Source organism: Microtetraspora glauca, assembly GCF_040656155.1.
GTDB classification, from domain to species: domain Bacteria; phylum Actinomycetota; class Actinomycetes; order Streptosporangiales; family Streptosporangiaceae; genus Microtetraspora; species Microtetraspora glauca.
In genome coordinates this window covers 128,025-151,242 of record NZ_JBFALK010000006.1, presented here as the reverse complement: position 1 = coordinate 151,242, position 23,218 = coordinate 128,025, and the positions used below count along the sequence as shown (strand labels likewise).

General features: G+C 71.7%; 19 protein-coding genes, 1 pseudogene and 2 riboswitches. Of the genes and pseudogenes, 4 read left to right on the top strand and 16 right to left on the bottom strand.

Annotation, left to right across the window (positions count from 1 at the left end):
* Positions 1-11 precede the first annotated feature (11 nt).
* The 5 genes from AB0I59_RS13640 to bcp all read right to left on the bottom strand — a co-directional run bounded on the left by AB0I59_RS13640 (position 12) and on the right by bcp (position 5,137).
* A complete protein-coding gene (locus AB0I59_RS13640) occupies positions 12-707 on the bottom strand; it encodes an ABC transporter ATP-binding protein (protein ID WP_358132668.1) in 696 nt (231 codons plus the stop codon).
* Positions 704-1,480 (bottom strand): ABC transporter ATP-binding protein, encoded by a 777-nt coding sequence (locus tag AB0I59_RS13635; protein ID WP_228636652.1) that lies wholly within the window; start codon positions 1,478-1,480, stop codon positions 704-706. Before AB0I59_RS13635 ends, AB0I59_RS13640 begins: the two co-directional genes overlap by 4 nt.
* Positions 1,477-2,682, bottom strand: coding sequence for a substrate-binding domain-containing protein (locus tag AB0I59_RS13630; protein WP_358132666.1), 1,206 nt, complete (start codon positions 2,680-2,682; stop codon positions 1,477-1,479). Before AB0I59_RS13630 ends, AB0I59_RS13635 begins: the two co-directional genes overlap by 4 nt.
* 399 nt (positions 2,683-3,081) lie before the next feature.
* A complete protein-coding gene (locus AB0I59_RS13625) occupies positions 3,082-4,299 on the bottom strand; it encodes an extracellular catalytic domain type 1 short-chain-length polyhydroxyalkanoate depolymerase (protein ID WP_358132664.1) in 1,218 nt (405 codons plus the stop codon).
* A gap of 370 nt (positions 4,300-4,669) precedes the next feature.
* The gene (gene bcp / locus AB0I59_RS13620) at positions 4,670-5,137 is read right to left on the bottom strand and encodes a thioredoxin-dependent thiol peroxidase (RefSeq protein WP_061259005.1); all 468 of its coding nucleotides are present in this window, start codon (positions 5,135-5,137) and stop codon (positions 4,670-4,672) included.
* Between the two features lie 165 nt (positions 5,138-5,302).
* Here bcp and AB0I59_RS13615 point away from each other — a divergent pair, with 165 nt between their 5' ends.
* On the top strand, positions 5,303-5,620 hold the full coding sequence (locus AB0I59_RS13615) for a DUF3618 domain-containing protein (protein ID WP_061259006.1): 318 nt from the start codon (positions 5,303-5,305) through the stop codon (positions 5,618-5,620).
* A gap of 51 nt (positions 5,621-5,671) precedes the next feature.
* Here the strand turns inward: AB0I59_RS13615 and AB0I59_RS13610 are convergent, their stop codons facing one another.
* Positions 5,672-6,841 carry an amino acid deaminase/aldolase gene (locus AB0I59_RS13610; RefSeq protein ID WP_358132661.1) on the bottom strand — a complete coding sequence of 390 codons (1,170 nt, stop codon included), beginning with the start codon at positions 6,839-6,841 and terminating at the stop codon, positions 5,672-5,674.
* A gap of 185 nt (positions 6,842-7,026) precedes the next feature.
* Between AB0I59_RS13610 and AB0I59_RS13605 the strand changes: the two genes are divergently transcribed.
* Together AB0I59_RS13605 and AB0I59_RS13600 are read left to right on the top strand one after the other, a co-directional pair.
* Positions 7,027-7,629 (top strand): DUF6286 domain-containing protein, encoded by a 603-nt coding sequence (locus AB0I59_RS13605; protein WP_358132659.1) that lies wholly within the window; start codon positions 7,027-7,029, stop codon positions 7,627-7,629.
* Between the two features lie 2 nt (positions 7,630-7,631).
* Positions 7,632-8,108, top strand: a complete 477-nt coding sequence (locus AB0I59_RS13600; RefSeq protein WP_061259009.1) for a hypothetical protein — start codon at positions 7,632-7,634, stop codon at positions 8,106-8,108.
* On the opposite strand, the gene AB0I59_RS13595 is transcribed toward AB0I59_RS13600, so the two are convergent.
* From AB0I59_RS13595 to AB0I59_RS13550, 10 genes and pseudogenes are all read right to left on the bottom strand, one after another.
* Entirely contained in the window at positions 8,037-9,431 is a 1,395-nt protein-coding gene (locus tag AB0I59_RS13595) for a hypothetical protein (RefSeq protein WP_358132657.1), read from the bottom strand. The genes AB0I59_RS13600 and AB0I59_RS13595 overlap by 72 nt on opposite strands.
* A 173-nt stretch (positions 9,432-9,604) precedes the next feature.
* Positions 9,605-11,629 (bottom strand): penicillin acylase family protein, encoded by a 2,025-nt coding sequence (locus AB0I59_RS13590; RefSeq protein ID WP_358132655.1) that lies wholly within the window; start codon positions 11,627-11,629, stop codon positions 9,605-9,607.
* A gap of 79 nt (positions 11,630-11,708) precedes the next feature.
* A pseudogene (locus AB0I59_RS13585) lies at positions 11,709-11,975 on the bottom strand (penicillin acylase family protein); the annotation flags it as partial.
* Between the two features lie 14 nt (positions 11,976-11,989).
* Positions 11,990-14,323, bottom strand: a complete 2,334-nt coding sequence (locus tag AB0I59_RS13580) for an FtsX-like permease family protein (protein ID WP_358132653.1) — start codon at positions 14,321-14,323, stop codon at positions 11,990-11,992.
* The gene (locus AB0I59_RS13575; RefSeq protein WP_358132651.1) at positions 14,320-15,030 is read right to left on the bottom strand and encodes an ABC transporter ATP-binding protein; all 711 of its coding nucleotides are present in this window, start codon (positions 15,028-15,030) and stop codon (positions 14,320-14,322) included. Before AB0I59_RS13575 ends, AB0I59_RS13580 begins: the two co-directional genes overlap by 4 nt.
* Positions 15,027-15,554, bottom strand: a complete 528-nt coding sequence (locus AB0I59_RS13570; RefSeq protein ID WP_061259013.1) for a PadR family transcriptional regulator — start codon at positions 15,552-15,554, stop codon at positions 15,027-15,029. Before AB0I59_RS13570 ends, AB0I59_RS13575 begins: the two co-directional genes overlap by 4 nt.
* A gap of 180 nt (positions 15,555-15,734) precedes the next feature.
* Positions 15,735-17,108, bottom strand: coding sequence for an L-serine ammonia-lyase (locus tag AB0I59_RS13565; protein WP_061259014.1), 1,374 nt, complete (start codon positions 17,106-17,108; stop codon positions 15,735-15,737).
* A gap of 25 nt (positions 17,109-17,133) precedes the next feature.
* Positions 17,134-17,523, bottom strand: coding sequence for a glycine cleavage system protein GcvH (gcvH, locus tag AB0I59_RS13560; protein WP_061259015.1), 390 nt, complete (start codon positions 17,521-17,523; stop codon positions 17,134-17,136).
* Positions 17,520-18,605, bottom strand: coding sequence for a glycine cleavage system aminomethyltransferase GcvT (gene gcvT, locus AB0I59_RS13555; protein WP_358132648.1), 1,086 nt, complete (start codon positions 18,603-18,605; stop codon positions 17,520-17,522). The genes gcvH and gcvT overlap by 4 nt, the downstream gene beginning before the upstream one ends.
* Positions 18,606-18,635: 30 nt before the next feature.
* Positions 18,636-18,735, bottom strand: a riboswitch (glycine riboswitch).
* A riboswitch (glycine riboswitch) is annotated at positions 18,736-18,833 on the bottom strand.
* 57 nt (positions 18,834-18,890) lie between these two features.
* Positions 18,891-19,889 (bottom strand): helix-turn-helix domain-containing protein, encoded by a 999-nt coding sequence (locus AB0I59_RS13550; RefSeq protein ID WP_358132646.1) that lies wholly within the window; start codon positions 19,887-19,889, stop codon positions 18,891-18,893.
* Positions 19,890-20,039: 150 nt separating this feature from the next.
* Here AB0I59_RS13550 and AB0I59_RS13545 point away from each other — a divergent pair, with 150 nt between their 5' ends.
* A complete protein-coding gene (locus AB0I59_RS13545) occupies positions 20,040-23,009 on the top strand; it encodes a S8 family serine peptidase (protein ID WP_358132644.1) in 2,970 nt (989 codons plus the stop codon).
* Positions 23,010-23,218: the final 209 nt, after the last annotated feature.

The following is a 23,218-nucleotide window of genomic DNA, read 5'->3' as shown; positions in this document are numbered from 1 at the left end:
GCTGCGCTTGTTCATGCCACCCCCAGGAGTTCGCGGGTGAGGTCGGGGTCGGAGAGCAGGGAGTCGGCCTCCCCGGTGTGCACCACGGTCCCCTGCTCGATGACGACGACGTGGTCGGCGATCCGGCGCACCAGCGCGAGGTTCTGCTCCACGAGCAGGATGGGCACCTCGCGCGCGGCGCGCTCCAGCACGTCGGCGACCTCTGTGACGATCTTCGGTGCGAGGCCCTTGGTGGGTTCGTCCACCAGGAGCATCCGGTTGTCGTTGAGCAGCGTGCGGCCGATCGCGACCATCTGCTGCTGGCCCCCGGACAGGGTGCCCGCGCGCTGCGCGCCCCGCTGCCTCAGCTCGGGGAACATCTCGTAGACCAGGTCGTACCGGTGGGGGCCGCGCCCGCGCTCGGCGAGCCGGAGGTTCTCGGTCACGGTCAGCCCGGCGAAGACGTTGCGGTCCTCGGGCGCGTAGCCGAGGCCGCGCCGGACGATCGCGTGGGTCGGCAGGCCGCCGATCTCCTCGCCGTCCAGCCGTACGGTGCCGGTCTTGGGCACGATGCCGAGCACGGCCTTCAGCGTGGTGGTCTTGCCCGCGCCGTTGCGCCCGAGCACGGCGGTGACCCCCTGGGGCGCGACGGCGAAGCCGACGCCCTGGAGGATGTGCGAGCTGCCGATCCGCACGTGCAGGTCGGCGATCTCCAGCAGCGGCGTCACAGCGCCTCCCCGAGATAGGCCTCCTGCACGACGGGGTTGGCCATGACCTCGTCCGGCACGTCCAGGGCCAGCAGGCTGCCGTGGTGCATGACGGCGACCCGGTCGGCGAGGCCGAGCAGGACGTCCATGTGGTGCTCCACCATCAGCACCGTGCGCCCCTGCTCGCGGTGTACGGCCCGGATGACCTCGGTGAGCGCGGGCACGTCCGCCACGCCGACCCCGGCCATGGGCTCGTCCAGCAGGATGATGCGGGGGTCGGTGGCCAGCAGGATGGCGATCTCCAGCTTGCGCTTGTCGCCGTGGGACAACGAACCGGCGATCTCGGCGGCCCGGTGCGCGAGCCCCACGCGTTCGAGTGCCTCCGCGGTGGCGTGCCACGCCGCCTGGTCGGACTCGGCCCGGCGCCAGATCCGCAGGCAGGCGCCGCGGTGGGCCGCGGCGGCCAGCCGTACGTTCTCCGCGACGGTGAGCGCGGGGAAGACGCTGGAGGACTGGAAGGTACGGCCGAGCCCGCGCCGGGCCCGCCGGTGCGGCGCCACGCGGGTGATGTCGAGCGTGTCCAGCTCGATCGTCCCCGCGGTCGGCCGGGTCAACCCGGAGATCAGGTTGAACAGCGAGGTCTTGCCCGCTCCGTTGGGGCCGATGACGGCGACGAACTCGCCCTCGGCCACGTCGAAGCCGACGTCGGAGACGATCTGGGCCCCGCCGACCGCCCAGCTCAGCCCGCGTACGCGCAGGACCGGCCGGGCGGGGGCGGCCACGGTACTCGTCACTTCGTCGCGACCGCGGGCGCGACGGCGTCGGCCTCGAGCTTCTTGACCAGTTCGGCCGTGGGCGTCGCGCCGCCGGTCAGCTTGGCCTGGAACATCGGCTGGAGGAGGGCGTGGTCCTCGGCCCGGACGGTCATCTTGCCCTTGACGCCGTCGAAGCTCCAGCCGGAGAGGCTCTGGACCATCGCGTCCGGGTCGTCGCCCTTCTCGGCGGCGTGCACGATCATCTGGGCGGCGGTGAAGCCGTCACCGGTGAACAGGTCGACGGTGCCGCCCGCCTTGGTGACCCGTTCGGTCATGGCCTTCTCCTGCTCGGTCCCCGCCGCGCCGGCGAAGTAGTGGGACAGGAAGTTGACCTTGTCCGCGACCGGGCCGTACGCGGGCCAGGTGGCGGTGATGTCGAGGCCGGTCACGACCGTGGTCGCCTCGAAGACGCCCTGCTGGCCGAGCGCGGTCCACATGGCCTGCGCGGTCGTGCCCGCCCAGGCGACGAACAGCAGGTCGCCCTTGGCCTCCTTGGCCTGGGTGGCGAACGGGGTGAAGTCGGTGGCGCTGGCGGGGACGAGCAGCGGCTCGACCTTCGCGCCCTTGGCGCCGAGCACGGCCTGCACGCCCGCCACGTTGGCCTGGCCGAACGCGCTGTCCTGCGCGAAGACGAGGACCTTCTTGCCCTGCACGTCGCCGATGAAGGCGGCGGCGGTGTTGATGTCCTGGGACGTCTGGCGGCCGGACCTGAAGGTGTACGTGCCGGCGCCGGTCACCGCGTCGGTGGCGGCCGGGCCGGAGATGAACAGCACCTTGTTCTGCTCGGCGATGGGCGCGACCTGCGTGGCGACGCCGGACGAGGTGGAACCGGCGAGGATCTTGTAACCCTTGCCGATCAGGTCCTTCGCCGCCGACACCGCCTTGGCGGGATCGCCGGCGTCGTCGACCTCCGTCACCTCCACGGCGCGGTCGCCGATCTTCTTGCTCCCGTTCGTGGCGTAGTCGAGCCCGGCCTGGAAGCCCTCCATGTACTGCTTGCCGTACGAGGCCAGCGGGCCGGACTTGGAGTAGACGAGACCGACCTTGATCGGCTCCGTCGAGCCGGTGCCGCCGCTCCCCGATTCGGCGGTACCGGGGCTGCCGCACGCCGCGGCCAGGAGCAGGGCCGTCGCGGCGGTCAGAACCGCGGGCAACCGGACCTGGTGACGCTTTCGACCCATGGTCAACTCTTTTCTGCTGGCATCGAGGAGATAGGGGGTAGTGCAGGCGAATGACCTGACCGGATTGGCGCAAAGGCTAGGCAAAGTCCCGGGGGCGTTCCATGTGCCGTGTCCCCACAACGGGTGGGAATGTGGTGTTAGGTCTCGCCATCTCGTGGTCGCCTTCCGCGCCGTGAAACCGCTCCGTGGCGGCCCGTACGGGCGGGTCCGCCCGCCGGTGCGGGAATCGGCGTGACGGAGTGCCCGGCCCATACCCGACCCTGCGGCCATGTGTCGGTTCACCACGTGGCCGTCCGGGGGCGGCGCGGTCGCGCGTGGTGGCGGCGGGCGGCGGCGGGCGGCGACGCGGTGGTCACCGTACGCGTGCCGCCCGGGACGGGCGGGCCGGGGGAGGAGAGATCAGCAGGAGCCGTCGGCGAGCACCCAGTGGTTCGGCCCGGTCTGCCGGAGCGTGTGGGTGACGAAGAGGTTCCACAGGCCCATGGCGTCGTTGGAGCCGTTGGCGAAGGTGTATCCGCCGGACTGGTAGGCCCGGCCGGCGGTGGTGTGCGCGTAGTTGCTGGCGGTCACGCAGACGGAGCCCGGTGTCGGCGTCGGGCTGGCCGAGGGGGTGGGGGTCGGCGTCTGGGTGGGGGTGGGGCTCGGGGTCGGGCTGGGCGTGGTGCTGGGGGTCGGGCTCGGGGTGACACCGCCGTCCAGCCCGAAGAACCGCATGTCGTGGTACGCGGAGCAGATGGTGTCGAGGAAGTAGGCGCCCGCCGTGCCGCACTGCTCGGCCGCGCCGCCGGGGTCCACCGGAGTTCCGTGGCCCATGCCGGCGACCGCGTAGAACCGTACGGCGTCGTCGCCGTACCGCTCCAGGGTCGTGCCGGAGGGAAGGCTCTCGGTGGACGCGGGTGTCCGCGAGACACCGAGCACATCGGTGAACTGGTCGCGCAGCTCGGTGCCGTTGGCCTTGTTGACGACGTAGTCCGCCTGCCCGTGCCAGATGGCCACCCGAGGACGCCGTCCGGTGTAGCCGGGGTACGCGTCGCGTACGAGATCGCCCCACTGCGCCGGGGTCTTGCTGACGGCCCCGCCCATGCAGGTGCTCGTCGAGGCGGGCGGTGCGCAGCGGTACGGCAGGCCGGCCACGACGGAACCGGCCTGGAACAGGTCGGGGTAGGTCGCGAGCATGACCGCCGCCATCGCCCCGCCCGCCGACAGCCCCGTGACGGAGATCCGCCCGGCGTCGAGGCGGTACGCCCCGGAGGCGTGGGCGACCATCTGCGCGATGGACAGTGCCGCTCCCTGGCCCCGCCTGATGTGGGCTTCCTGGTACCACTGGAAGCAGTTGGACGGGAAGCTCGCGGAGTCGATCCGCTCCGGGAGGATCAGCGCGAAGCGGTGGAGGTCGGCGAACTTCCTCCAGCCGGAGTTGGTGAAGTAGTCGCTCGCGGTCTGCGTGCAGCCGTGCAGGGCCACGACGGCGGGCGCGCCGTCCGGCAGGCCGTCGGGGCGGTAGACCCACATGGTGAGGCCGCCGGGATTGGACCCGAACCCGGTGACCTTCTCAAGCGCCGCCGCCCGTGCCGGACGCGCCCCGGCGACCAGGGCGGCGACCAGCACGACGGCCATGACGGCGGCGGTGACAGCGGTGACGGCGCCCGGCGGCAGGACGAGGGCGGATCCGCCGACGGAGAGCGGGCCTCGACCGGGACGCGCCGGGACGCGTCTCGGGCGGGGTTCCGAAGAGCGTCCCGGAAGGCGTCCGGAAGAGCGTTCTGAGGGGCGTCCTGGGGTCTGTACTGGGGTGTGTCCTGGGGGGAGGGACAGCGGGGCACCGCCGTCGGGGAGTGGGGTCACGAACGGCTCCTCGTTCACAGGCCCGACATTTGCCCGTGACGGTACATTCGCCAATGTTCACGTGATATGTGGCACATCCCCACGTTCGGACCCCGCCCGAGTATGGGATCGCGACGTGCGCGACCGGCGGGGCGCCCCCGGATCAGGAGACGCCGAGCTCCTTGAGCAGGCGGGCGACGTGGCCGGTGGCCTTCACGTTGTAGAGAGCCTTCTCGATCTTGCCGTCCGCGTCGATGACGAAGGTGGACCGGATCACGCCCATGATCGTCTTGCCGTAGTTGGTCTTCTCGCCGTACGCGCCGTAGGCCTTGTGGACGTCGAGGCCGGTGTCGGAGAGCAGCGGGAAGGTGAGGGCGTCGTGCTCGCGGAACTGCTGGAGCTTGGCGGGCTTGTCCTTGGACACGCCGAGGACGGCGAAGCCGTGGCCGGTCAGGGCGTTCAGGTTGTCGCGGAAGTCACATGCCTGCTTGGTGCAGCCGGGCGTCAACGCCGCCGGGTAGAAGTAGAGGATGACCCGCGTGCCGCGGAACGACGCGAGCGACACGTCGTTCCCGTCGGCGTCTGTAAGGGTGAAGTCCGGCGCGGCGTCGCCGGGCTCGAGCCTGCTCATGAAGTCCTCCTGCTATTGGACGGAAAAGCCCATGCTTCGCGTGCCACGGGGGTGACCCGTGCGGATGCGGGTAGGCGCTAATCAAACTACCGGGTCGGCCGCTGCGCGGCGCGGCCCCGCGAGCTGGCAGACTGATCGGACACGAGTACCTAGGAGGGGGTCGCCATGGCGGAGACCGATCCCGATGCGCTGGAGCGGGAGATCGAGCGTACGCGGGTGGAGTTGGCTCGTACGGTCGACGCCATCGCGGACCGTGTGAGCCCGAAGCGCGTGGCCGAGCGGAGCGTGGCGAAGGTCAAGGCCAACGCCGAGCGTCTCGTGGGGGGCGCTCAGCATCGTCATGTCAGGCCCGGTGAAGAGGGCGAGGCCGGTGTCTGGGACGAGTACGCGCCCCGGGACATCAGCCCCGTTCTCATCGTCATGGGTGTCGCGCTCGTCGTCGGCGCGACCGTCCTCCTGCTGCGCCGCCGCAACCGGAGCTGACCGCCCCGCCCGGTCATCGCCGACCTCCCGCCCGGTCATCGGGCCCGCGGGTCAGAGGAAGGTCTTCCCTTCGCCCCGGTAGGTGGGCACCTCCTCGACCACGCGGTCGCCCTCGATCAGGTGCAGGGTCGCGAACCGCTCGCAGAGCTCGCCGGCCTTGGCGTGGCGGAACCACACCCGGTCGCCGACGCGCAGGTCGGAGGCGGCGTCGCCGAGCAGCGGGGTCTGCACCTCGCCCGCCCCTTCGTTGGAGTCGTACCGCAGGCCGGCGGGCAGGTACGGCTGCGGCAGCCGGGTCGGTCCGGGCGCCCCGGAGGCGTGGTAGCCGCCGCCGAGCACGGTCGCGACATCGGCCGCGGGCTTGCGCACCACGGGCAGGGCGAACAGCGCGGCCGGATGCCCCTCGAAGTTGCGATAGAAGTCGAACAGCCGCGGGTGGAAGAACCCGGAGCCGGCCGCGACCTCGGTGATCGCCTTCTCTTTGACGGTCTTCTCGATGCTGCCGGTGCCGCCGCCGTTGACGAACTCCAGGTCGGCCACCTGGCGTACGGCCCGCACGATCCGGCCCCTCCGGATGATCAGCTCGCGGCGTGACCGCGCCTGCATCCAGCGGACCGCCCTGCCGTACAGGCCGGGGATCTTGTCGCCCACCCCGGCGATCTGCGCCTCGTACGCCATGAGCCCGGCGAGCCGGAGGCCGGGCCGCTTGGCGATCTCGGCCGCGATCTCGGCGGCCTGTTCGGGCTCGCGCAGGGGGGAGCGCAGCGCCCCGGCGCGCAGCTTTCCGGCGAACGCGACGAACGCCGCATCGATGTCCAGACATATCCGGATCTGGTGGGGCTGGCCCTGGAGCAGATCCAGGTGCTCGGGGGAGTCGACCATCACCGTGATCTCCCGGGCCGCGACCGGATCGGCGCCCAGGGCGCGGATGGCCGCGCGGTCGGCGGTGGGATAGGCCACGAGCACGTCGCGCATGCCGGTGGAGACCAGCCAGAGCGCCTCCGGGAGCGTGAACGCCATGATTCCGGCGAATCCGTCCATCGCCAGGACACGTTCGAGGATCGGGCGGCTGCGGATCGACTTGCTGGCCACCCGGATCGGCTTCCCGCCGGCCCGCCGCACCATGTCCTCGGCGTTCAGCCGCAGCGCGTCGAGGTCGAGCACCGCGAACGGCGCCTCCAGGTGTGCGGTGGCCCGGTCCAGGCGCTCTCGGTCGTCCATATGGGCAGCTTAATGCCGCCGAGGTGAAATATATGAGTGGCGTTCATATTAATCGCCGGGCAAATTTTGCGGCGCCGCGCCTTCAAGATCCGGTCGAAGGAGTGGTGCGCGTCCCCCCGAGATCTTTTGCGGTGTACCCATAGGCACGTGAGCATGCCTGTACACGGGAAGTGGTGATCGGCCTGATGAGCATCGTGGAGGACATCCTCGCGGCCTCCCCGGCCGCGGCGGTGCGGACCCAACAGCGGACGCTGCGGCGCAACGCGATCCGCGCCCTGCGCCCCGGGCGGACACCCGCGGGCATCGTGGTCTCCGCTCTGCTCGCCACGTCGTCGTGGACCGTCCTCGCCGTGGCCATCGGCGGCCTGTTCGGCGCCCCCGCGGACCCCCGGCTGGGCAGTCTGATGTCGCTGACCCTCGGCGATCCGGTCATCCGCAGCGCGGCCAGCGCGATGGTCGTCGCCGGAGCGCTCCTGGTGGCCCTCGCTCTGATCCCCGGCCGCCCCCGGCTCATCGCCGTGGAGACCACGGACCCGCTGCTCGTGATCGGCCTCACCCGGAGCGGCCTGCGCCGGACGTTGTCGAGCGCGGCGCGCGGCGTCGAAGGGGTGGAGGCCGCCCGCGTGCGCATCCATCCCCGGCGGATCGAGGTGACGGTGATCACCCGCGCGCAGGGGACGGGCGAACTGCTCCGGGCGGTCGGCACCGCCGTCGGAGACCGGCTCGCGGGCCTCGGCGTCCAGAGCCGCCAGGACGTCGTCGTACGGCTGCGCAGGACGAGGGTCTGACCATGCGCTCTCACATCGGAAATCGTGTCGGCATCCTCCTGGTGGGGGTGGCCCTGCTGGCGGGCGGCATCACGATGCTGCTCGCCGCGAGGGACCGTCCCGGGGACGAGGTCCTCGATCTGAGCTTCTTCACCGACAACGCGTGGGCGCGCCCGATCGGCATCCTGCTGCCCGTGGTGATCGGGCTGGTCGCGACGCGGTGGTTGCTGATCGCGTCCGGCTGGGGGCGGTGCGGCAGCCGTACCGGCTCGGGGATCGCCATGCTCGGCGTCGCGCTGAAGGGCGTCCAGGGCATCGGCAAGCTGTACGTCAGGCTGGTCGGCGAGCGCAGGATGCGGATCCGGATCGATCTCCTGCCCGACGCCGACCCGGCCGAGGTGATCGGGCGGCTGAACCGCGAGGCGGTCTCACGAGTTCGCGGCGTGGTGGGCCGCGGCGACCTTCCGACGCTGGTCAGGCTGCACATCCGGCGACGCTGAGCGCCGTGCTCCCAGGGCCAGTCCGGCGGCGAGGCAGGCGAGCGGCACCACCGGGACGACGTAGCGGTGGTCGAAGGCCGCGATCATCGGCGGCAGGACGAGCAGGGCCGCCGCCGCGGCCAGCGGCAGCAACACGGACCACCGGCGGGCGGCCAGGCCGCCGAGCCCGATCAGCAGGATGATCGCGAGGAACGGCCCGCGCAGGTAGCCCTGCTGCTGGTAGGCGCGCAGCACTCCGGCCCAGGGCTCGACGACGCGCGTCTCGCCCGGCGACCCCTGGTACGCCGTGGTGAGCTGGGTGGCGGTACGGCCCGCCGACGCGATCTTGTCGCTGAACGGCTTCACCGACTCGGGGAAGACGTACGCGCTCTGCGGGCCGGGGGAGGGGTAGACCCGGCGCTCCCATTCGAACGCCCAGAGGGCGTCCTTCAGCCCGGTCATCAGGAAGTCGAGCGGCTGGCTGCGGATCGCCAGCGAGGCGAACTCCCCGGCCAGCTCCTCCCTGCCCGCGCCGACCTTCTGGAGCGGTGAGGCGGCGTCCCAGATGTACGCGGGCGCGGCGAGCCGGGGCTCCGACGGGCAGAGGCCGGTGAGGCGCGGAGCGGGGTTCATCCTGTCGCAGTCGGCGAACGTCATGGTCCGCGACCACAGCCAGGTGCTGCTCCCGCCCATGCCGTACGAGCCGTGCGCGCTGTTGAACCAGACCGCGTAACCGCCGAGGACGACGGCCGCCGCGGCGACACCCGCGACCAGCGCCCCGCGGCCGGCACGGGACAGCAGCACCCAGGCGGCGGCGATGACGATCAGCGGGAGCCCGATGGTCCGGGTGATCGTCGCGAGCGCCAGCAGGAACAGCGCCGCCGTCGCGGCCCACACCGGTGGTTTGGGCCACCACACCAGGATCGCCACCCCGGCCACGGCCAGGAAGGTGAACAGCAGGTCGGCCATCATCAGGTGTTCGAGCTGGATCTGGTGGACGTCGAGCAGAACCGGCGCCGCGGCGAGGGCCGCGCCCCAGCCCGGCAGTGCCGTACGGCGTCGCAGGACCGCGTAGACGAGAGCGGCGATGCCGATCCCGAGCAGGTGCTGGACGACCACCACGGACTGGATGTCGCGCAGCGGGCTGAGCAGCCACAGGAACAGCGAGTAGCCGGACGGGCGGGACGCCAGCGGGCGCAGATCGAGGCCCGAGCTGAGATAGGCGAACGAGTCGGCCCAGAACCACAGCGCGGGCCGGTAGCCGAACACGGCCAGCGCCCGCAGCGCCACGCCGATGAGGAGGGCGACGAAGAACGCCAGGTGCGACCGCAGGAACGAGGTCAATGTCCCCCCTGCGATTCGCGATCCGCCCGACAAATCAGGAACAGCCAGAATAGGGCATGATCGGCTGGCGTGCCCGTCACGGGGTGCCGGCAAGAGCGGTGCGATGAGCCGCCGAACCTCGCCTGAGCGGGGGTTCCGCGGCTCTCGCACGCTCCTGCCGGTGCGCGTGTTCGCTACCGCAGCGACGTCGTCGTCAGCCGCGGATACGCCCTGATCTCGGCTTCCGTGAACCGTTCCGTCACCCACTGGCCGCGCGAGAACAGCTCGGTCTGGTCGGCGTGGTGCGGCGAGGCCGAGCTGGCCGACAGCGAGTACGTCAGCACGGTCCGGGTGCGCGGCCCGGCCGGCGTCAGCTCCACGGCCATCATGAAGCTGGAACCGGTGTTGACGTCCGGATAGCGGCCCTCCTTACTGAGCGCGCCGCCGGTGCGGATCCGGTCGAAGCAGCCCTCCCCCTCGGTGCAGCCAGGAACCGGGACGGAGCCGTACCGCTGGGCCTTCCCCGGCGTGAGCGTCAGCGGGAGGCCGTCGGCCGTGAATGCCCGCACGGCGTCGGCCAGCGCGGCCGGCACCGCCGGGTTGGCGGTGTCGAGCCCGCGCGGCGTGGTGAGCGGGTGCTCGGGATCGAACGGCACCTTCCACCAGCTCTTTGGCGGGACGACCGTGCCGTCGGGCCGCCTCTGCGGGCGGTTCAGGCCCAGGAAGAACTCGCGCCACAGGATCGCGCCACGGCTGTCGAGGCGGGCCCGCCCGTCCCAGGCCGTCAGCGTGGCGCAGGCCCGGCGGACGTCGACCTTCTCGCCGTCGGTCGCCGTCATCACGGGCGTGGCCCGGCACAGCGCGCGCAGATCCGGGCGGAGCAGCTCGGCGCTCAGGTTGCGCTTGCCCGTCGCCGTCCGCTGGAGCGTCTCCAGCGTGAAGCCGGGAGCGCCGAGCCCGTCGTCGCCCGACAGCCGCTGAGCGATCATGTCGAGGCCGACCCGGGTGCGCAGGTCCCGTTCCGTACGGGTGTCGCCGTAGATGCGCGGATAGTCCGTGAGGGGGGCCTTCGGGTTGGCCAGCCAGGGGCTGGCGTTGGCGTTGGTCACGTAGTCGACGCGGGTCAGCCGGGGCTGGGCGGCGGGGCCGAAGATGCCCGGCTCGATCGCGTCCGCGTCCTTGCCCCACAGGCAGTCCGACGTGGAGCCGTCCAGGAGGAGCATCTCGGGGTCGTCCTTGGCGCGGCAGCGCTCCGCCTGCTCGTCGGTGACATGCGGGACCACCGAGGCGTCGGCGAAGTACGCCTCGCCGCCGACGTCCGTGGCGAGCGTGTAGACGAAGGGCATGCCCTGGTGCGTATCCTGCGCGCGGCGCAGCGCGGCCAGGTCGCGGGCGGCGCCCATGGCCAGCCACTCGTCGGCGAAGCGCAGGTTGGCGGCGTTGGCGTCGGCCAGGGCGATCGCCGTCTCCTCCGTCCAGCCGGTGGCCAGCACCGGGCCGTACCGGGAGGTGTAGAGAGTGGTGGTGACGACGTTGATCTGGCCCTGGGCGTTCCGGACGGTGACCGACACCTCCTGCCGACCCATCGGCTCGGGCCGGCCGTCCACCAGGTACGCGGTGCGCTGGCCCGGCACCAGCTTGAGCTGGTACAGGGTGAAGCGCTGGGCGTGGGAGACGGTGTGCGTCCAGGCCACGCTCGCGTTGTGGCCGATCTGGACCACGGGGGTGCCGTACAGGCTGCCGCCCGACACGTCGAGCACGCCCGGGATGGTCAGGTGGACCTGGTAGAAGCGGCGGGAGCCGTTCCACGGGAAGTGGGGGTCGGCCAGCAGCATGCCGTGGCCGTCGCGGGTGGCCTCGCGCCCGATGGCGAAGGCGTTGCTTCCGGGGGCGGGCACGGTTTTCGACGGGACCGTCCTGTCCGGCTGGTTCGGCTCCTTCCTGTTCTCCGCCTGCTCCTCCGCCTGCCCGGAGGCGGCGATGGCCTCCTTGAACGAGGAGCTGCCGCCCAGGCGGCCGAGGTCGAGCAGGTTCATCCAGACGTCCGTGGCGGTGATGGGGCCGACCCACTCCTTGCCCCGGCAGGCCGGGTCGGGCAGCCGGGCCACGCCCGTGTCGCTCAGGTAGCGGTTGAACCCGGCGACGTAGCCGTCCACGAGCGCGCGCAGTTCGGCGCTGGGACCGTAGGGCGCGGGGCGGGCGAGCACCCGGCGCAGCAACCGACGCCTGGACGCTCTTGTAGTAGACGTCGCTGGCCAGGTTGGCGACCGGGTCGATGGCGTCGTCCGACATCGCCTCCGGGCCGAAGTGGCGCGACCGCTCGCCGCGCAAGGTGAGTGCCCACGAGGCCATGACGCACAGGTTGTCCTGGGCGAAGGCGTAGCCGTAGCCGTAGCCGAGGCCGCCGTGGTCCTTCGCGGAGATGCGCGGGATGCCGTATTCGGTGCGCCTGATGTCGGCGGCGTAGCGGCCTTCGGCGGCCCGCGCCGGCGCGGGCGCCACCACAAGGAGGGCGCCGGCCAGGGCCGCTGCGAGCGGTGCGGCCAGCCGCCTGGCAAGGGTCATGATCATCGACGGTCCTATTCGAAGCGGGCGTTGTCGGGCGCGGTCACACGCTTGAGCAGCGGCAGGCCGGCGAGGACCACGAGCAGGGCGGCCAGCAGCCCCCCGCCGACGGTCAGGAAGTAGGCGGGGCCCGGCAGCACCGCCGGTGCGCTCTTGATCGCCAGCTGGTCGATCATCGGCTCGGCCACGCCGAAGCCCGCGGCCGCCGCCACCAGGGCGGCCACCACCACGGGGGCCGCCGTCTCCAGCAGCACCACCTTGGACAGGGTCCGTGTCGGCGTGCCGCACAACCGCAGCAGCGTGAACGGCTGCCTGCGCTCCACCACGCCGCCGGCGACCGCCACCAGCAGGCCGCAGCCCGCCACCAGCAGGGTCAGCGCGACGATGGCCAGCGCGACGCGTTCCATCTGGTCCAGCAGCACCGCGCGGGCCTGGGCGACCTCGGCGAACGTCTGCGGCGTCTCGGTGCTGCCGGAGCGGGCGACGTACGCGGTGAGCAGCGTACGGATCCGTTCACGGACGTCCGGGTCGTCCGCGCGGATCAGCACCGCCGCCAGGGGGAGGCCGGCCGAGGCGGCCTGGGCGTCCTTGCCGGAGCCGCCGGAGCCACCGGAGCCGCCGGAGGCGCCGGGTGCGGGCGGGTTGGCCGCGTCCACGATCGGCAGCTTGCGGTCGACGGAGAGCATGTTGTCGCTGGACAGCAGCCGGATGAAGTCGGCCTTCACCGCGCGGGTGCCCGGGGTGCACCGGCCGAGTGCCGGGAAGCTGGTCAGGGCGTCGCATTCGACGACGTGCCCGAGCAGGAAGTCGGGTCGGCAGCCGGGGCCGGGGTCGCACGGAGGAGGGGTGTCCGGCCAGGTCAGCGCGTCGGCCCTGCGGTAGATCGGCAGCACGGTGACGCCGGGATGGGCGCGTACCTCGGCGAGCAGTTCTGCCGCCGTGCCAGGCGGCAGAGGCAGGCCGTCGATGTCCTTGCCGTACCCGAACGACGCCCGCATGACCTCGCTCAGCGTGCCGCCGCCCGCCGCCTTCTGGCCCGAGACGACGGCGGGGACGATGCCGGCGACGGCCGTGCCGATGAAGACCGCCAGCACGATCCCGTTCACCGACCGGAAGGCCGCCTTCGGGTCCGCCGCCAGCCGCTGGGCGGCCAGCAGCGTCGCCGCGCCGGGCGTGACCCGGGCGGCCAGTCGTGCGGCCAGCATCGTCAGCCAGGGTCCGACCACCACGAGACCGACCATGATCAGCGCCAGGCCGACGTCGACGAGCACCGCGTTCGGGTCGTTGCCGCCCGCGAACACCGGGCCGGCGAACAGCCCCAGCCCCGCCAGGAGCGGAAGCGCCCGCCACCATCCCGGGGCGGAGGCCCGCACCTTGCGCGCCGCGCCGAGCGGTGTGATCCGCACCCGGCGCAGCGACCACAGGGCGGCGCCTGCCGCGGCGAGCGGCACCCCCGCGACCACGGCGGCGTACTGGAGCGCGGTGGGCGCGACCACGTCGGGGAAGAAGCGGGAGCCGGTGATGGCGACGCCGGCCAGGGCGGGCCGCAGCGCCTGGAAGACCGCGATGCCGACGAGCGCGCCCAGCAGCGCGCCGAGCGCCGCGTCCACCGAGGCGATCGCGTTGATCTGCCGCGTGGTGGCGCCCGCCAGCCTGATCGCCGCGAAGCGCGCCTCGCGGCGGGCGGCGGCCAGGCGCGTGGCCGTACCGATGAGGACGAGCAGCGGGAAGATCAGGCCGATGGCGGCGATGCCGAAGCCGTGCTCGTAGAGGGCCGTGGTGTCGTCCGCGACCGGGGTGGTGGCGACGGCGTCGACGGCCACGGTGCCGGCCATGGCGGCCAGCCCGTCGGGGCGCTGACCGACGACGACGACCAGGTCGTCAGGGCCGGACAGCGCCGCCCGTCCGATGAGGCCGGCGCGGGTGCCGGGGAAGCGATCGGCGAGTTGCTCGCGCGGCACGGTGTCCATCAGCTCGGCGAGCGCGGGCGAGACGTAGTACCGTCCCGCGCCGGGAAGCGCGGGGACGCCGGGCATGGTCGGCGTGGACGTCCGCGCGTCGAGGACGGCGACGTCGAGCCGCTTGATCGGACGGCCCGCGTAGGAGTCCTGGCGGTGGTTCCACAGCACCGCGCCCGGGGTGGCGCCCAGCGCCCAGCCGCCCGGCGCGGAGCCGGTCGTGCACTCCCAGCACGGGCGGTCCGCGGTGACCTGGAAGGCGTTGAACAGCGCCACCGTGGACAGCAGCACCGTCACCCCCATCGCGACGGCGGCGGTGACGAGCGCCAGCCGGACAACCGCCTCCCGGCCGCCGCGCAGCGACAGCCGCAGGCCCAGCCAGAGCGTCATCGGACGGCCTCGTCGGCGTAGGGGTCGGTGACCTTGCCGTCGCGCACCATGACCTCCCGGTCTGCGCAGGCGGCGACGCGGGCGTCGTGGGTCACCACGATCACGGTCGTGCCCTCCTCGCGGGCCAGGCCGACGAGCAGTTCCATGACCTTCTCGCCGGTGAGCGAGTCGAGCGCGCCGGTGGGCTCGTCCGCGAAGATCACCTTGGGCCGCGCCACCAGCGCCCTGGCGATCGCCACCCGCTGCGCCTGCCCCCCGGACAGCTCGCCGGTGCGCCGCTCGCCCAGGTCGTCCAGCTCCAGCCGCTTCAGCCAGCCGTCCGCCCGCTGGTAGGCCCGCTTGCGCCTGACCTTGCCGAGCAGCAGCGGCAGGGCGACGTTGTCGGCCACCGTGAGCTCCGGCACCAGCTGGCCGAACTGGAAGACGAAGCCTAATGAGGTACGGCGCAGCTCGGACCGCCTGGCGTCGCTCAGGGTGTCCAGCCGCCGCCCGTCGAACCAGACCTCGCCCGCGTCGGGGGTGAAGATGCCGGCCAGGCAGTGCAGCAGCGTGGACTTGCCGGAGCCGCTCGGGCCCATGATCGCCAGGATCTCCCCCGCCGTCACGGACAGGCTCGCCTCGCGCAGCGCCTGCGTCCGGCCGTAGGAGCGGTCGATGGAACGGGCCTCCAGCAGCGGGCCCGGCACGGGAAGGGCGTCGACGGTCATGCGCGGCGCACCGTTTCCGCCAGCGCGCCCAGCCGGGCCGTGGTCAGGTCGATCCAGCGCAGGTCGGCGTCCAGGTGGAAAAGGGCATGGTCGGCCAGCAGGGCGTCCACGAGGGCGCCACCGCGTTTGATCTCCGACAACTCGCGCATGCGCCGCATGTGCGTGGCGCGCTGGGTGACCAGGTAGCGCTCCGCGTCGTGGCCCAGCATCAGCGCCAGCACGACCTTCGTGAACAACACCGTCTGCAGGAACGGCTCCGCCGCCACCGGCTCGGCCAGCCAGACCTTCACCTCCTGCTTGCCCAGCGGGGTGATGGTGTAGCGCTTGCGGTCGGGGCCGTCGCCCGGCTCGCTCTGGCCGGCCGTGACCTTGCCGTCCCTGGCCAGGCGGCCGAGCGTCGAATAGACCTGCCCGAAGGGGAGCGGCTTGCCCCTGCCGAAGTAGGTGTCGTAGTCGCGCTTCAGGTCGTATCCGTAGCTGGGCTCGCGGTCCAGGAGGCCCATCAGGGCCAAGGGGACTGTCATGACGGATGACTATATACCGGGGGTATATACGCGGTGTATAGAAGGGCGCGCATGTGGGCCGTTTCCGCGGAGACCGCGTCCGGTCACGGGTTGCCCCGTGCCGGACGTCGCGCCCGCCTGTGCCCGGTTCTTACAGGGTGACCGTGCCGGCCCCGCCGCGCGGGCGGACCGGCGCCCCGGTCAGCACTCGATCACGTTGACGGCGAGGCCGCCCCGGCTGGTCTCCTTGTACTTGTCGAGCATGTCCCTGCCGGTGTCGCGCATGGTCTTGATGGCCTTGTCGAGCGACACGAAGTGGCGGCCGTCACCGCGCAGCGCGATCCGGGCCGCGGCGATCGCCTTGATGGAGGCCACCGCGTTCCGCTCGATGCACGGGATCTGGACCAGGCCGCCGATCGGGTCACAGGTCAGGCCGAGGTTGTGCTCGATGCCGATCTCGGCGGCGTTCTCGACCTGTTCGGGCGTGCCGCCGAGGACCTCGGTGAGCCCGGCCGCGGCCATCGAGCACGCCGACCCGACCTCGCCCTGGCAGCCGACCTCGGCGCCGGAGATCGACGCGTTCTCCTTGAAGAGCACTCCGATCGCACCGGCGGTGAGCAGGAAGCGGACGACCCCGTCGTCGTCCACTCCCGAGACGAACCGCGTGTAGTACGACAGCACGGCGGGGATGATGCCGGCCGCGCCGTTCGTCGGCGCCGTGACGATCCTGCCGCCGGCCGCGTTCTCCTCGTTCACGGCGAGCGCGAACAGGGTCACCCAGTCCATCGCGCGCAGCGGGTCGAGGTCGGCCTCGGTCTGCAGCCTGCGCAGGAGCTGGTTCGCCCGCCGCTTCACCTTGAGGCCGCCCGGGAGGACGCCCTCCTGGGTGCTGCCGCGACGCACCGACTCGGCCATGACCGACCACAGGTGCAGGAGCCCCGCGCGGATCTCCTCGGTGGTACGGCCGAAGGCCCGCTCGTTCTCCAGCATGAGGGCGGAGATCGACAGGCCGGTCTCCGCGCACCGGGCGAGCAGCTCCGACCCCGTGGTGAACGGGTGCGGGAGGACCGTGTCGTCCGGTTTGATGCGGTCGGCGCCGGTGGCGTTCTCGTCCACGACGAACCCGCCGCCCACCGAGTAGTAGATCTTCTCGCGCAGGATCTCGCCCGACTCGGTGAAGGCGGTGAACCGCATCCCGTTCGGGTGGTGGGGCAGTGTGATCTTCCGTTCGAAGACGAGGTCCTCGCCGACGACGAAGGGGATCTCGCGGGAGCCGTACAGGGTGACCGTGCCCGTGTCCCGCATGGCGGCGAGCCGTTCGTCGACGGTGTCCACGTCGACGAGCTCGGGCTTCTCACCGGACAGGCCGAGCAGCACCGCCTTGTCGCTGCCGTGGCCCTTGCCGGTCAGGCCGAGCGAGCCGTACAGGATGACCTCGACGCGCGAGGTCTTCTCGAGCAGACCGTCCTGGTGGAGACCGCGGGCGAACTTGTGCGCCGCGGCCATCGGGCCGCCCGTGTGCGAACTGGACGGCCCGATGCCCACCTTGAACAGATCGAAGACACTGATCGCCATTGATCCATGCCCTTATCTGGAAATGTCAGGATTCACCCGACGTGAGGGTGGTGTACTCGGCGGCGGAGAGCAGGTCCTCCGGCTCGCCTTCGAGGCGCACGCGGAACAGCCAGCCGTCGCCGTACGGGTCGGAGTTGACCAGAGAGGGATCGTCCACGACCGCGGGGTTGGTCTCCACGATCTCGCCGCCGACCGGCGCGTAGATGTCACTCACCGACTTGGTGGACTCCACCTCGCCGACCGCGTCACCGGCCTCGACGTTGGTGCCCACCTCCGGCACCTGCACGAAGACCACGTCGCCGAGCTGCTCCGCGGCGTACGCGGTCACGCCCACCGTCACGGTGAGGCCGTCATCGAGACCGGCCACCCACTCGTGCTCCTTGGTGTAGCTCAGCTCGTCGGGAATGCTGCTCACTTGCTCCTCCTGTAGAAAGGCAGATCAACGACGTCAACGGGTTCATGGCTACCACGGATGTCCACGGCCAGACCTCCCTTTTCGAGAGCGTCCGCGGCGACGTACGCCATGGCGATGGGCTTGCCCAGCGTCTGCGAGGGCGCGCCGCTGGTCACCTCGCCGACGACCTCGCCCTCACACGTGACGGGATAGCCGTGGCGGGGGACTCTGCGGCCGCGCGCCACCAGGCCGACCAGGCGGCGTCCGGGGGCCGTGCGCCCGGAGAGCGCGGCCCGCCCGACGAAGTCGCCCGGCTTGTCGAACTTCACGACCCGGCCGAGGCCGGCGTCGAAGGGCGTGGTGTCCGCGGTCAGCTCGTTGCCGTACAGCGGCATGCCCGCCTCCAGGCGCAGCGTGTCGCGCGCGGACAGCCCGCAGGGCCGCAGTCCGAGCTCCGCCCCCGCCTCGGACAGGGCGTTCCACAGCGGGACCGCGTCCTCGGGCCGGACGAACAGCTCGAAGCCGTCCTCGCCGGTGTAACCCGTACGCGCGATCATGACCTCGAACCCGGCGACCTCGCCGGGGAGCCCCGCGTAGTACTTGAGCCCGACCAGGTCGGCGTCTGTCAGCTTCCCGAGGATGTCCGTGCTGTTCGGCCCCTGGACGGCGATCAGCGCGTAGGAGTCCGACCTGTCCTCGACCCGGGCGTCGTACGGCTTGGCGCGCTCGGCCAGCTCCTCGGCCACCCTGGCGTAGTTGGAGGCGTTCGCGACGACCATGAACTCCTCGGGCCGGAGGCGGTAGACGATCAGGTCGTCCAGCACGCCGCCGTCCTCGGTCACGATCATGGTGTACCTGGCGCGGCCGGGCTCCAGCACGCTCAGATGCCCGACGAGAGCGAAGTCCAGCGCCTCTCCCGCCTGCGGGCCGGTGACGTGGATCTCGCCCATGTGGGACAGGTCGAACAGGCCGGCAGCGGTGCGCACCGCGTTGTGCTCGGCTGACTCGCTGCCGTAGCGCAGGGGCATCTGCCATCCCGCGAAGTCGGTGAGCGTCGCGCCGAGGCTCTCGTGAACCTCACGCAACGGGGTAGATCGGGACATGATCGCACCTCAGGAAGACGGATGACAGCATCCTCCCCCTCTGTCATGGGTGCCTGAGAGCTTCGTCCGTTTCCTTACCCGGACTTTCACCTTCGGCGAGGCCGCGTACGGCCTGCTTTCCAGAGGACACCTGGCCCGCGCGGTCCTTTGCCTTGAGAGGTTCGCGGGGAGGGCTTGCTCCTTCAGGGGACCTGACCGGCTGTCAGGACGCTCTCCCGCACGGGATCGATGGTGTTCTGCCAGCCTAGTGGTCGTACCCCGTCTCGCGAAACCGGTGGGCCTCTCTCAGATCCAGCCGCGCGCCGACGCCTCCGCTCCGGCCTGGAACCTGGTGGTGGCGCCCAGCCGTTCGACGACCGCGGCGATCCGGCGGGTCGCGGTTCGCGCGCTGACCCCGAGCTGCCTGGCGATCGTCTCGTCCTTGAGCCCGGCCTTGAGCATCTGGAGCACCAGCAGGTCCTCCTCGTCCGGCCGGTCGCCGACGGGCGGCCGGGTCCCGGTGAGCGGCTGGCCGCGCTCCCAGTAGGCGTCGAACAGTTCGATGAGCGCGTCGAGCAGGCCGGAGGGACGGATCAGCGCGACGTTGTCGTAGACGCCGTCCACGAGGGGCATCAGCGCCACTCGCCGGTCCACGATCCGCAGCTTGAACGGCAGGCTGGGCAGGAACCTGGACCGCTCACCCTCCTCGGCCAGCCGGAGGAGGGTCTCGAACCGGCCGGGGCGTCGCAGGGACTCCGGGCAGTACACGACCCGGATGTCCACCCCGCGCGCGATCAGTTCCCGGGTGCCGGCGACCTCCGACTCGTTGCTGTCCACCGAGTTGTCGGGCCACCCGATGTAGGGCGGCCGGTCGAGCGCCAACACCTCCGACGTGACCGCCCTGTTCGTCTCCGTCATCTGCCGCTTCACCGCGTCCTCGCCCGAGAGGATCTCCACCAGGCCGGCCGGGTCGGCCCGCAGCCGGCCCGACTGGTAGAGCTGTGCGAAGTCGGCGACCGTGGTCCGGATTTCGGCCAGCCCCGCCTCGGCCTCCAGTCGGCGCCGGTCGATCAGCCATCCGAGCGCCGCCTCCGGCGCCACCGGCTCGTACCTGCCCGGCCTGATCCGTCGTAGCAGCCCGAGTTCGGCCAGCCGGGCCAGCGCGTGCCGTACCCGTGCGGCGCTGACCCGCAGCGAGCCCGCCAGGTCGGTGACTGTGCGGTCGGGGTGGCGGAGCAGGGACCGGTAGATCTGTTCGTCGAAATCGCCGATGCCCACCGCACCGAGCACTGGCTGGTCGTCCACCCACCACCTGACCGGATCGTGACGCTTTTCGCCATATGACCGAAAACGCCAGCACTATATCTCGACAACTGATCCTCACGGGCCGTTCACTTCTAGCTGCCTCCCGGCGACCTTGCTGCAGGGCGGCACCCCCCGTCTCGAAGAGGAGCAATGGCCCGCAACCCCCGACGAGTGAGTGCCTTCGGCGCGATGGCACTCGCCGCCGCCGTGGTGATCACCACGGCCTCGGCGCCGGCTTCGGCCGATCCCCTGACCACCGATCCTCTGACCGCCGGCCCGATCGACACCTACATCGTCACGCTGGCCGAGCAGCCGCTCGCGACCTATGACGGCGGCGTCGCCGGCATCCCCGCCACCAAGCCCGGCAAGGGCAAGAAGGTGGACACCGGCAGCGCGAACGCCAAGCGCTACCGCGACCACCTGAAGAGCAGGCAGGACCAGGTCTCCCGGAGCGTCGACGCCACGCCGGCCAAGCAGCTTTCCGTGGCCTCCAACGCGTTCGTCGCCGAGCTCACCATGACCCAGGCGGCGCGGCTGAACACCACGCCCGGTGTGCTCTCCGTCGTTCCCGACCGCCTGCGCAAGGCTCTGGACGACCGCAGGTCCACCGACTTCCTCGGCCTGTCCGGCGAGTCCGGTCTGTGGTCCAGGCTCGGCGGCACTGCGAACGCGGGCAAGGGCATTGTGGTCGGCGTGATCGACACCGGCGTCTGGCCGGAGAACCCGTCGTTCGCGGCCCCGGCCCTCGACGCCACGGCGCCCACGGACGCCGATCCGTACCGGCCCTATCTGCAGGGCTCGACCGCGGTCATGAAGAAGGCCGACGGCGGCACGTTCACCGGCGTCTGCCAGACCGGCGAGGAGTTCGCCGCCAACCTGTGCAACCAGAAGCTGATCAGCGCCCGCTACTTCGGTGACGCCTGGCTGAAGCGGGTACCGCCGGCCAATCGCGCCGACTACGTCTCGCCGCGCGACGCGCAGGGGCACGGCTCGCACACCGCCTCCACCGCCGCGGGCAACGCGGACGTGCCGGCGAGCGTGAACGGCACCGACTTCGGCCAGATCTCCGGTGTCGCGCCCGGCGCGGCGATCGCCGTCTACAAGGCGCTCTGGGAGAGTGCCGACGGCCAGCAGACCGGCGGCCTGGACTCCGACATCCTGGCCGCCGTCGACCAGGCGGTGGCCGACGGCGTCGATGTGATCAACTACTCCGTGGGCTCCGAAACGGAGTCCCCGGCGGAGGACCCGATCGGGCTCGCCTTCCGCGCGGCCGCCGCGAGCGGCATCTTCGTGGCCACCGCCGGCGGCAACAGCGGCCCGGGTGCCTCGACGCTGGACAACACCATGCCGTGGACGACCACCGTGGCCGCGAGCACGGCCGCGCCGTACGTGGCCGAGGTGGAGTTGGGCGACGGCACCAGGCACCGCGGTTCGAGCACCACGGTCAGCGACACGTTCGGGCCCAAGCCGCTGGCCACGGGCCCGGTGGTCAAGAACGCCTCCGTCGACGACTTCGAGGCACAGGTCTGCGCCCCGAACAGCCTCGACCCGGCCAGGACCGCCGGGAAGATCGTCGTCTGCGAGCGCGGCACCGTCACGCGCCTGGAGAAGTCCGGTGAGGTCAAGCGGGCCGGCGGCGTCGGCATGATCATGGTCAACATGGCCGACGAGGACACCGTCGCCGACTCGCACGCCGTGCCGACCGTGCACATCGGCGGGCCCGGCGTGCCGGCCGTGCTGGCCTACGCGGCGACGGACGGGGCGACCGCCATCCTGCGGCCCGCGAGCGCCGAGGGCGCCGTCTACCCGCGGGTGGCGGGGTTCTCCTCGCGCGGACCGTCGCTGGCCAACCGCGGCGACCTGCTCAAGCCCGACATCGCCGCCCCCGGTGTCTCGATCCTGGCGGCCGTCGCTCCGCCGACGAACAACGGCAACGATTTCGGCTTCTACGACGGCACCTCGATGGCCACCCCGCACATCGCGGGTCTGGCCGCGCTCTACCTGGGCAAGCACCCTGATCTGTCGCCCATGGCGATCAAGTCCGCGATGATGACGACCACCGTGCCGACCAGGAACGCCGACGGTACGGACAGTACCGACGCCTTCGCGCAGGGCGCGGGCAACGTCGATCCGGCCCGGATGCTCGAGCCCGGCCTGGTCTACGACTCCACGGAGCAGAACTGGCTCGGCTACCTGGAGGGCCTGGGCGTCAGGACGGGCAGTGGGGTGGCACCGATCGCCACCAGCGACCTGAACTACCCCTCGATCGCGCTCGGCGGGCTGGCCGGCCCCCGGACCGTCACCCGTACGCTGACGGCCGTCACGCCCGGCAAGTACAAGGCCGACATCGACCTGCCCGGCGTCAAGGCCAAGGTGAGCCCCTCCACGCTGCGTTTCGACCGGGCCGGTGAGACCAAGTCGTTCACCGTCACCATGGAGCTGAAGGACGAGGTCGCGACCGGCATCACCGGCTCGCTGACCTGGACCGGCGAGGGCCGTACCGTTCGCAGCGTCGTCGCGGTGACCGCTCAGGGCGTGCTCGCTCCCGCCGAGGTCAGGGGCAAGGACGCGAACGGGTCGGTGTCCTTCGAGGTGACCCCGGTCAAGAAGAAGACCGACATGACGGCCTACGGGCTGGTCTCCGGCCCGGAGATCGTCGGCTCGGTCGGTCCCGAGGAGGCCAACGGCAAGCAGTACACGATCGACGTCCCCGAGGGGACCAAGGCCGTGGAGTTCCGGGCCCGCCCCGACAACGGCCTGGAGCTGGGCTTCGGCGGAGGCGTGCTCTACGAGGGCCGGGAGTTCGCGGGCTGGGTGGATCGCGACGGCGATGACTACCGGCTGGTCATCTCGCGGCCGAAGGCCGGGAAGTACACCTTCGTGCTTGTCAGCTACCTGACCGCGCCGGGCACCACGTCGACCCCGTTCCACGCGCAGGCGAACGTGGTGACCGACGCCCCGGGCGTGGGTGGTCTGACCGTGTCGCCGCGCAAGCTCAAGGGCACCCCGGGGGTTCCCGAGACGGTGACCGCCGGCTGGTCGAGGCTGCCGGACGGGCGGCCCCACACCGGTTACATCGAGTACCCCAACGGGGCCGGAACCGTGATCAGCGTCAACTGACGTGACCTGAAGGAAATGTCCGAGGATCCTGGCGTGGGCCGGGCGGCAGTCGCCGCCCGGCCCACGCCCGGTTGAATCCGGACATCCCCTGTGGGCGATCTCCGGCCGACGGTCCCACCCTGTCTCCCGGGTCTCCCGACGCGTCTCCCGGAGCCCGCCTGTGCGGCGGTCCTTCCGGCAGGTCGCGGAGCTCCCCTCGACCAGACGGC